The following is a 9,804-nucleotide window of genomic DNA, read 5'->3' on the forward strand; positions in this document are numbered from 1 at the left end:
CTTAGCTTGAACGAAGAGAAAGCAGCGTCATTTAGGCGCAGTCGGTAACAAGCCCTTATAGGGCAAGAGCAAACCACCCGTTATACGGGTGGTTATGATTCAGAAGGAAAAGTTAGATTCCGTATCTATCCAATAAAATATACACAAGTCAGGCTTGATTTGACAACGGCAATACTTAATGTTACTGGCTTTACTCAAACTTATACTCTATATATCATTAATTCTCCTCATAATATCCCATTTGAACTCGGTAGCCCAACGATACAAGAAATGGGAGAAGGTAATATAATTAAACAAGATTCGTCTTCTTCTTCAAAAAATTTTCATGTCCAAATACCGGCTTATCAGCCTGCTTATACCACAGATGGAATTCTGTTTTTTATAAGCCGTGACTTACATGATAAACCAAAATTACTTGAACCTATATATAAGGTTAATAATGTTAATGAGTTATCAAATGAAGCTTTTAGCTTGTTATACAGTGAATTGCCCATTAACAAGCGGGTTGAGTTTTATTATCTTATTTCTTCTGTAGAAGGTGAGGTGAGGAAATCTTACCCAATTACATTAGAGTATATTGGTAACGACTCATCTAACGAAGATGTCTACGATAAAGTTAAAGTATATACCAGTCATGCAACACTACCCATTGATGTATATAGTGAGGAAAATGAAACTTTTGAGTGGCATGGCATCATTCTAAGCATGATAAATAGTAACAAAAAACCTGGTCAAAGCGCTAAGGGGGTAACAGGGCTGTATGTGGTGATTATGGGAACTAATGATCAAAATAATAAAAATCTACCACAACTTGGTAGCAAGGGATGTTTGAATGTTTATGTTAAAACACCAACATCCAGAAACAGGGTGAGATCTCATATATTTAGTAAGGCTATTTAGGTTAAATAAAGACCAGAATATAACTTCTTATAGCTCTTTCTCTCATTAAAACGATAAGATCACGCTATTCCATAAAAATAGCGATCGTAATAATGAGTATTTTTAACTTTATCAGTAAGATCGATGACCCGCGTTCTGATATCAATAAAAAGCATGAGTTAATGGATGTGATTTTTTTGGCTTTTGCAGCCGTGTTATGCGGGGCTTCTGGCTGGAAAGCGATTCAAGAGTTTGGTGAGATACAAATTGAGTGGCTTAAAAAATATACGCGCTTTACTCATGGCATTCCTCGTCGTCACTGTATTGCTAATATTATCAAAATGATAGAGCAGGATGCACTGGTTGAAGCCTTTTATGACTGGATCAACCAGCGCCGGGTCAAGGCAGGGAGAAGCCTTATCGCTATTGACGGAAAAACGATGAGAGGCACTTGCAAAGGCACCCTGTTTGAAGCCCTCCATGTGGTCAGTGCTTATGATGTCGAGTCCGGTGTTGCCCTATATCATCGGGTCGCAGAAAGTAAAGGGAAAGAAGGCCCAGTCGCAAGGCAACTCATTGAATTATTGGCGCTTGATGGGGCTGTAGTCACGATGGATGCCCTGCATTGTCAGAAAGAAACCCTTGAGTTAATTACCCAACGAGGCGGCGATTTTATTGTGGGTGTCAAAGGTAATCAAAAAAGTCTGGCTGAGTTTGTTAAATCCCATTTTGCTGCACATTATGAAAGTCATGAACTTGTTGAATTTACAGAAAAAAGCAGTGGTCATGGACGAGAGGAGTTCCGTCATGTTATGCAAATTAGTGCGACGTTGTCAGAAGAATTTCAGGCAAAATGGCCTTCAATACAATCGGTTATCGAAGTGGTCAGTGAACGAAGTGTGAAAGGCCACCCCCCTCACCGTGATTCACGCTGGTATGTCAGTTCACTCCCTTTAGATGCGGAGCTAGCGGCCACGGCAATAAGAAAGCATTGGTCGGTGGAAAATGAGCTGCACTGGGTTTTGGACGTCACTTTTCGGGAAGATGCAATCTCGCTGAAAGATCCTGATGGGGCGGCACAAATGGCCCTTTTTAATCGAATTGCATTAAATGTGATTAAACAAAATACCAGTATAAAGGACAGTCAGGCCGCTAAACGCCGAAGAGCAATGTGGTCAGCGGAATTCCGTAGTCAGCTTATATTTGATTAAACTTAATACAAAGTGGAATCCCGCCCTGCATCCAGAAATACTCATAAGAGTTACCAGTTTTCGTTATCTACTGCTGATTCGGGAAAACAAACAGGCCATGTTATAGTTAATATCCCATACTGTGACATTAATCGAGCTGGGCCTTCATTCTCCAAAGGGTTAGGGACACTTTCTTTTGATTATTATATCGAAAATAGTGATGGTTCTAAAACGTATAGCAAAAAATGGACTACCAAAATTAATACTGTATTACCAAGCCAGGCTCATGATGATAATGATGGATGTGATTCTTTATAAATAAATTATCAATTATTGTATTTTGATATAATAAAAATCCTTAAGATAAGGAAATGATATGAAAAATAATCTATCAATCGATGAAAGATCCATATCAATATATTTTGAAAAAGAATTCTTGCAAATATTAGATTATGATAGCACTCCACCTAATGGTGATTGTATTAAGGCAGTTGCATTAATCAAAAATAAAGAAGGAAAACCATTACCAAATGTTTCCGTTGATATCCTTGAGAAAGAGGGTGCTTATTTTGGATTGGTTAGTATTTATCATTCCGATAAAGAAAAATTTGTCGAAATTAAAAGCCTTTCTTCTGAACAAAAATACTTTTCTATTACTTCAGATAAAAATGGAGAATTGATTTTTTATATTTATCCTAAAAAATCAACATCAGTGATATTTCAAGTTGATTCTATGGTATTGGATATAACAGACCGTATATCTTCAAAAAACAAAGTGTATATTGTAGATAACAATAAAGAAGACTTGAATCTTCCTCCACTTGTCATAAGCGAGGATAATAGTAGCTTGTTGGTAGATCCTAATTCGAATACCTTTAACGTTTTAATCCAAAATTATCCTGGTGCTAAGAGAAATGACACAATACTATTTTTTATTAACAAGCAATATGTGCAAAAGTTATTTTTTGTTCAAGAGGTTAATGAATTAGGAAATGATAGCTATGTGATATTCCCTTATAATATGTTTAAGGCGAATGAGCTTGCCAATTTTTCTTATGCTGTTGTGGACAAGTTGAGAACAGTACGATCTTCATATCCACAAGGCATAATATATCCTGGAGGAGGGTATAATCAGCCAATTGATAATTTAACAAGAATATATGATAGTTGTATAGTTTACAATAGCTATGGTTGTCATGATGATAAAAACATTATTCATGATACAATTCATGAAAAAGATATAGATAATAAATGTAATAATTCACATCATGAAGCGTTATTCGTTAAGATAATTGGAACAAGTGATTATAAAAATAAAACAAAAGTTCCACTTGGTGCTGAGGTGACATTAAACTTATATGTTAATAATTATCCCAATACCATTTACCAATCTAAAGTAAAGATAATGCCAACTCAACCAGATGGTGATAATAGTAATACAGCAACATTACTGTTTGGTATTCCTTTTAGCTATGTTGGTCATATAGGAAATGGAGATATTTATCTTGACTTTCAAGTTAATTATTATGGGGATATTTCTTATGGCAAAATTTGGCAAGCCAATGTTTATACAGTACGGCCAGGAGGAGAAGTTACCGGGGATGCTTGCTCTGACGGTAAAACTTGGTCTGGTATATGCTAACTTCATCAATAAAGAATTATAAAAGAGGTGAAATATGTTGGAAGGTGATAAAGATCTGATTTTGTCAGATAATGATTTAAATTTATCTGTTAAAAATGGTGCTGACATTATTATTGGTCAAAAATTTTACCTTGATATAGGAATACCAAAAGGAAAAATATCTCAATCCCTTAATATAGAAATAAAGGATTCTAAGGGTTTTGAAAGTATAAAGATAATTAAAAAAATTAATACCCAACAAAATAGTAAATCATATAATATGGTTATTTCATGTACTGTTAAAGGAAGCGGTTCAATAACGGCGGGAGAAGAAATACATTTTACACTCACAGGTATTGATAAGGTAATAAAATATTATGCAAGGGATTTGGTTAAAAGTTCAATCCAATTGAAGAAAAATAAAAGTATTTGTGCGACACCAAATAACAACGATATAGATGATAATGAGGAACATTATATAAGTTATGATACGATATTATTTGATGCTAATGGTCAATTACTTAAAAATACTCCCATCAATATTTATTCTGAGATTAATGAGGATATAGAAAGAAACATCATAATTACTTCCAAACCTGATGGAGTAGGTCAAAAACACCAAATTATCAAACCAACGAAATATGAGGGTAAAACTCAAATAATTATTAATAGTGATAAGGATGGAAAAGTAAATTTCCGTGTTTATCCAGTTATGGATACACCTGCTATTATGGATTTAATCAGTCAAGTTGAAGGAGTTGCTGAATATCATTCTGGGCGCATATATATGATTTCTGTTATCCCACCCAGCAATGAAGACTCACTTAATCCGCCAGATATCCCTGAGCTAGAAGGAGATTCATTAGAAGGCGATGGACGCCAATTTTTTGAAGCAGAGATTGATTCCTATCCTAATGCATCCAGGACAGATAATATTCTATTTTTCAACAAAAAAAAGAAAGATGGTTCTTTTGATCCAGAAGGGTTAATATTTCCAGTCCAAAAGATTTCCGATGTTTTGGGGGTATGGATTCAGAAGATTATAATTATACATTTTTGATCCGAAGAGACATTTTCCCATCTGGGAAAGACTCAATGCTTTATTATATAATAGCACCGGATTTTGGTAATAGCATGTATTCAGATGTTCGAGATGTTACATATATAGGAAGTGAACTCACCACGCCTAATGATAGTGTCAAAAGAACATATAATATGCCTGTGATTTTCTCAAGTTTTGCTGATATAAAGCAAGATACTAAACTTGAACACTCTGATGATGCCAGGGCGGGATTCCACTTTGTATTAAGTTTAATCAAATATAAGCTGACTACGGAATTCCGCTGACCACATTGCTCTTCGGCGTTTAGCGGCCTGACTGTCCTTTATACTGGTATTTTGTTTAATCACATTTAATGCAATTCGATTAAAAAGGGCCATTTGTGCCGCCCCATCAGGATCTTTCAGCGAGATTGCATCTTCCCGAAAAGTGACGTCCAAAACCCAGTGCAGCTCATTTTCCACCGACCAATGCTTTCTTATTGCCGTGGCCGCTAGCTCCGCATCTAAAGGGAGTGAACTGACATACCAGCGTGAATCACGGTGAGGGGGGTGGCCTTTCACACTTCGTTCACTGACCACTTCGATAACCGATTGTATTGAAGGCCATTTTGCCTGAAATTCTTCTGACAACGTCGCACTAATTTGCATAACATGACGGAACTCCTCTCGTCCATGACCACTGCTTTTTTCTGTAAATTCAACAAGTTCATGACTTTCATAATGTGCAGCAAAATGGGATTTAACAAACTCAGCCAGACTTTTTTGATTACCTTTGACACCCACAATAAAATCGCCGCCTCGTTGGGTAATTAACTCAAGGGTTTCTTTCTGACAATGCAGGGCATCCATCGTGACTACAGCCCCATCAAGCGCCAATAATTCAATGAGTTGCCTTGCGACTGGGCCTTCTTTCCCTTTACTTTCTGCGACCCGATGATATAGGGCAACACCGGACTCGACATCATAAGCACTGACCACATGGAGGGCTTCAAACAGGGTGCCTTTGCAAGTGCCTCTCATCGTTTTTCCGTCAATAGCGATAAGGCTTCTCCCTGCCTTGACCCGGCGCTGGTTGATCCAGTCATAAAAGGCTTCAACCAGTGCATCCTGCTCTATCATTTTGATAATATTAGCAATACAGTGACGACGAGGAATGCCATGAGTAAAGCGCGTATATTTTTTAAGCCACTCAATTTGTATCTCACCAAACTCTTGAATCGCTTTCCAGCCAGAAGCCCCGCATAACACGGCTGCAAAAGCCAAAAAAATCACATCCATTAACTCATGCTTTTTATTGATATCAGAACGCGGGTCATCGATCTTACTGATAAAGTTAAAAATACTCATTATTACGATCGCTATTTTTATGGAATAGCGTGATCTTATCGTTTTAATGAGAGAAAGAGCTATAAGAAGTTATATTCTGGTCTTTATTTAACCTAAATAGCCTTACTAAATATATGAGATCTCACCCTGTCTGATGATGAAGAAAAACCAAACCATGAGGATATTACTCAAAGAGATGTATCTAATTATGCTGTAAGTGGATGTCAGTTATATGTAAAAATTTTATGTACTAATGATGAAGATGATCTCTCTTATCCTCTCTGGGGTAAAGAAATATATTTAAGAATGTATGTTGAATCAGCGAATCAGAATTTTAATAAGGTATTTCCAGTTGTTGCTCCTCATATTCCAGATAAGCCAGGAGGAAAGTTGTCGACGGTCATTGTTAAAATTGATTCACCAGAACTTAATGATGTGAAAGGATATGTGACCGGAGGGGCAGGAAAGATCTACTTTGAATATTATATTATTGATTCAGTTACTCATGAAAAGATACATAGTAATTATTGGGAAAATGAAATCATGACATCTGATTAACATTAACTAATTGTAATTAGGCTGTGTCTATATTAAAAATATCTAGCATAATATATAGATACAGCCTTTTTATTAATTATTGCAGTTTCCAATTTACGTTAAATAATATATTTGTACGGAGGTAGTTAAAATAGCTTCTTACAGAGCTATTTTAACGCACATTCTGTGTGATAGTATGTCGGGCGAGTTAGGGCAAATGTACCGGATGCTTTTGAAATTGAATCCTTAAATTTGTACACATCTTGCGGAGTGAAGCAAGAATTTGTTTCTAACGTGCTGATTAATAATAAGTTTGATTTGATGCAAGTGATCTTTCGTGCGGGTCACCACTGTATATAAGGATTTTAAATGCCTGTAATTACTCTTCCTGATGGTAGTCAACGTCAATTTGAGCATGCTGTTTCCGTAATGGATGTGGCTCGTGATATCGGTGCTGGTTTGGCAAAAGCATGTATCGCTGGCCGTGTTAATGGTGAATTAGTTGATGCTTGTGAATTAATCGAGACCGATGCCAATCTTGCTATTATCACTAGCAAAAATGAAGAAGGTCTGGAAATTATCCGTCACTCATGTGCACATTTGTTGGGTCATGCAATTAAACAATTGTGGCCTGATACGAAAATGGCTATCGGTCCTGTTATTGACAATGGTTTCTACTATGACGTCGATTTAGAGCGCTCTTTGACGCAGGAAGATATCGAGCTGCTTGAAAAACGTATGCTGGAACTTGCTAAAAAAGATTACGATGTCATCAAGAAAAGGGTTGACTGGCAAGAAGCGCGTGACATATTTGCGGCTCGTGGTGAAGAGTATAAGATCCAAATTTTGGACGAAAATATTAGTCGTGATGACCGTCCAGGTCTGTATCACCATGAAGAATACGTTGATATGTGCCGTGGACCACATGTTCCTAACATGCGTTTCTGCCATCACTTCAAACTGCAAAAAGTTGCAGGTGCATATTGGCGTGGCAATAGTGACAACAAAATGTTGCAGCGTATTTATGGTACAGCGTGGGCTGATAAGAAACAACTTAATGCCTATTTGCAGCGTTTGGAAGAAGCAGCAAAACGTGATCACCGTAAAATTGGTAAGCAGCTTGATTTATATCATATGCAGGAAGAAGCGCCAGGCATGGCGTTTTGGCATAATGATGGTTGGACAATTTCCGTGAATTAGAAACTTTCGTCCGCATGAAGCTCAAAGAGTACCAATATCAGGAAGTAAAAGGCCATTTATGATGGACCGTATTCTGTGGGAAAAAACAGGCATTGGGAAAACTATAAAGAGAATATGTTCACAACTTCATCGGAAAACCGTGAATATTGTGTAAAACCGATGAACTGTCCAGGTCATGTTCAGATTTTTAACCAAGGATTGAAATCCTATCGTGATTTACCGTTACGTATGGCTGAGTTTGGTAGCTGTCATCGTAACGAACCATCTGGTGCTTTACATGGCTTGATGCGTGTACGTGCTTTACTCAAGATGATGCACATATCTTTTGTACCGAAGATCAAATCCTTCAAGAAGTCAGCAGTTGTATAAAAATGATTACGATGTGTACGGCACATTTGGCTTTGAGAAGATTGTTGTTAAATTATCAACTCGCCCAGAAAGCGTATTGGTACGGAAAAACAGTGGATGAAGCAGAAGCTGATCTTGCTGAAGCATTAACCCGAAACGGTATTGAATTTGAATACCAGCCGGGCGAAGGGGCATTTTATGGCCCTAAAATTGAATTTACCCTATATGATTGTTTGGATCGTGCGTGGCAATGTGGTACTGTGCAACTCGATTTTTCACTACCAGCACGCTTGAACGCGTCATATGTAGGTGAAAATAACGAACGTAAGATTCCTGTCATGATTCACCGCGCGGTTCTGGGATCGCTGGAGCGGTTTATCGGTATCCTGACAGAAGAGTATGCTGGGTTTTTCCCAACATGGTTGGCACCTCAGCAGGTCGTTGTTATGAATATTACTGATGGCCAGTCAGATTATGTACAGGAATTGGTTAAAAAATTGCAAGATGCAGGCATTCGTGCAAAAGCAGACTTGAGAAACGAGAAGATTGGTTTTAAAATCCGTGAACACACTCTGCGTCGTGTGCCTTACATGCTTGTTTGTGGTGATAAAGAAGTCGAATCAGGAAAAGTATCCGTTCGTACTCGCCGCGGCAAAGATTTAGGTAGCATTGTTGTCAGCGAGTTTACAGAAAAACTGCTGACAGAAATACGCAGTCGTAATCTTCGTCAATTGGAGGAATAAGGTATTAAAGGCGGAAAAAGAATTCAACCGGCGCGCCCAAATCGCATTAATGAAGAGATTCGCGCCTCTGAAGTTCGTTTAACTGGATTAGATGGCGAACAGATTGGTATTGTCAGTCTGAGAGAAGCTCTTGAGAAAGCTGAGGAAGCTGGTGTTGATTTAGTTGAAATCAGCCCAAATGCCGAACCGCCGGTTTGTCGTATTATGGATTACGGCAAGTTCCTCTATGAGAAGAGTAAATCAGTCAAAGAACAGAAAAAGAAACAAAAGGTTATTCAGGTTAAGGAAATTAAATTCCGTCCTGGTACAGATGAAGGCGACTATCAGGTCAAACTACGCAACCTGATTCGTTTTCTGGAAGATGGCGATAAAGCTAAAATCACCCTGCGTTTCCGTGGGCGTGAAATGGCACACCAACAGATTGGTATTGAGATGCTTACTCGTATCCGTGACGATCTGAGTGAACTGGCTGTGGTCGAATCCTTCCCTTCGAAGGTTGAAGGCCGCCAGATGATCATGGTGCTCGCTCCTAAGAAGAAATAGTCAGGCAAACAAGTAATAGACTCCAGTCAATTCTGGTTGGAGTCTATTCGCCTTGCTAGTTCGTTGTAATCAACAATGCGAAGTGGAAATTAAAATGCCAAAGATTAAAACAGTACGCGGCGCAGCTAAACGCTTTAAAAAAACCGCAAGCGGTGGTTTCAAGCGTAAGCACGCTAACCTTCGTCACATTCTGACTAAAAAATCAACTAAGCGTAAACGTCATTTACGTCCAAAAGGCATGGTCTCCAAAGGGGATCTGGCCTGGTTGTTGCTTGTCTGCCGTACGCATAAGCAATTTTTTAGATTAGAACTCAGAGACGATAGGAGAAGTATATGGCTCGCGTAAAACGTGGTG

At 38.1% G+C, this 9,804-nt stretch carries 9 protein-coding genes and 2 pseudogenes; 10 read left to right on the top strand and 1 reads right to left on the bottom strand.

Features of this window, described 5'->3' with window-relative positions; genetic code table 11:
• Positions 1-159: 159 nt before the first annotated feature.
• The 4 genes from Xish_RS15525 (at position 160) to Xish_RS15540 (ending at position 4,750) form a co-directional block, all read left to right on the top strand.
• Positions 160-900: a hypothetical protein gene (locus Xish_RS15525; protein ID WP_099118588.1), complete on the top strand. Its 741-nt coding sequence runs from the start codon at positions 160-162 to the stop codon at positions 898-900.
• Between the two features lie 92 nt (positions 901-992).
• Complete coding sequence (locus tag Xish_RS15530) at positions 993-2,090, top strand: ISAs1 family transposase (protein WP_099116261.1); 1,098 nt, start codon at positions 993-995, stop codon at positions 2,088-2,090.
• A gap of 355 nt (positions 2,091-2,445) precedes the next feature.
• On the top strand, positions 2,446-3,711 hold the full coding sequence (locus Xish_RS15535; RefSeq protein ID WP_099118589.1) for a hypothetical protein: 1,266 nt from the start codon (positions 2,446-2,448) through the stop codon (positions 3,709-3,711).
• A gap of 34 nt (positions 3,712-3,745) precedes the next feature.
• A complete protein-coding gene (locus Xish_RS15540; protein WP_099118606.1) occupies positions 3,746-4,750 on the top strand; it encodes a hypothetical protein in 1,005 nt (334 codons plus the stop codon).
• Between the two features lie 251 nt (positions 4,751-5,001).
• Here the strand turns inward: Xish_RS15540 and Xish_RS15550 are convergent, their stop codons facing one another.
• A complete protein-coding gene (locus tag Xish_RS15550) occupies positions 5,002-6,099 on the bottom strand; it encodes an ISAs1 family transposase (RefSeq protein WP_099116261.1) in 1,098 nt (365 codons plus the stop codon).
• 285 nt (positions 6,100-6,384) lie between these two features.
• On the opposite strand from Xish_RS15550, the gene Xish_RS15555 reads away from it, so the two are divergent.
• The 6 genes and pseudogenes from Xish_RS15555 (at position 6,385) to rpmI (ending at position 9,740) form a co-directional block, all read left to right on the top strand.
• Positions 6,385-6,636 carry a hypothetical protein gene (locus Xish_RS15555; protein ID WP_099118591.1) on the top strand — a complete coding sequence of 84 codons (252 nt, stop codon included), beginning with the start codon at positions 6,385-6,387 and terminating at the stop codon, positions 6,634-6,636.
• Between the two features lie 348 nt (positions 6,637-6,984).
• On the top strand, positions 6,985-7,815 hold the full coding sequence (locus tag Xish_RS19050) for a threonine--tRNA ligase (protein ID WP_244186076.1): 831 nt from the start codon (positions 6,985-6,987) through the stop codon (positions 7,813-7,815).
• Between the two features lie 159 nt (positions 7,816-7,974).
• Positions 7,975-8,504, top strand: a pseudogene (locus Xish_RS19055) (aminoacyl--tRNA ligase-related protein); the annotation flags it as partial.
• A gap of 105 nt (positions 8,505-8,609) precedes the next feature.
• A complete protein-coding gene (locus Xish_RS19060; RefSeq protein WP_244186147.1) occupies positions 8,610-8,906 on the top strand; it encodes a His/Gly/Thr/Pro-type tRNA ligase C-terminal domain-containing protein in 297 nt (98 codons plus the stop codon).
• A gap of 3 nt (positions 8,907-8,909) precedes the next feature.
• Entirely contained in the window at positions 8,910-9,449 is a 540-nt protein-coding gene (gene infC, locus Xish_RS15565; protein ID WP_099118593.1) for a translation initiation factor IF-3, read from the top strand.
• A gap of 94 nt (positions 9,450-9,543) precedes the next feature.
• Positions 9,544-9,740, top strand: a pseudogene (rpmI, locus tag Xish_RS15570) (50S ribosomal protein L35).
• Positions 9,741-9,804: the final 64 nt, after the last annotated feature.

Origin of the sequence: Xenorhabdus ishibashii (assembly GCF_002632755.1) — a bacterium.
Lineage (GTDB): Bacteria > Pseudomonadota > Gammaproteobacteria > Enterobacterales > Enterobacteriaceae > Xenorhabdus > Xenorhabdus ishibashii.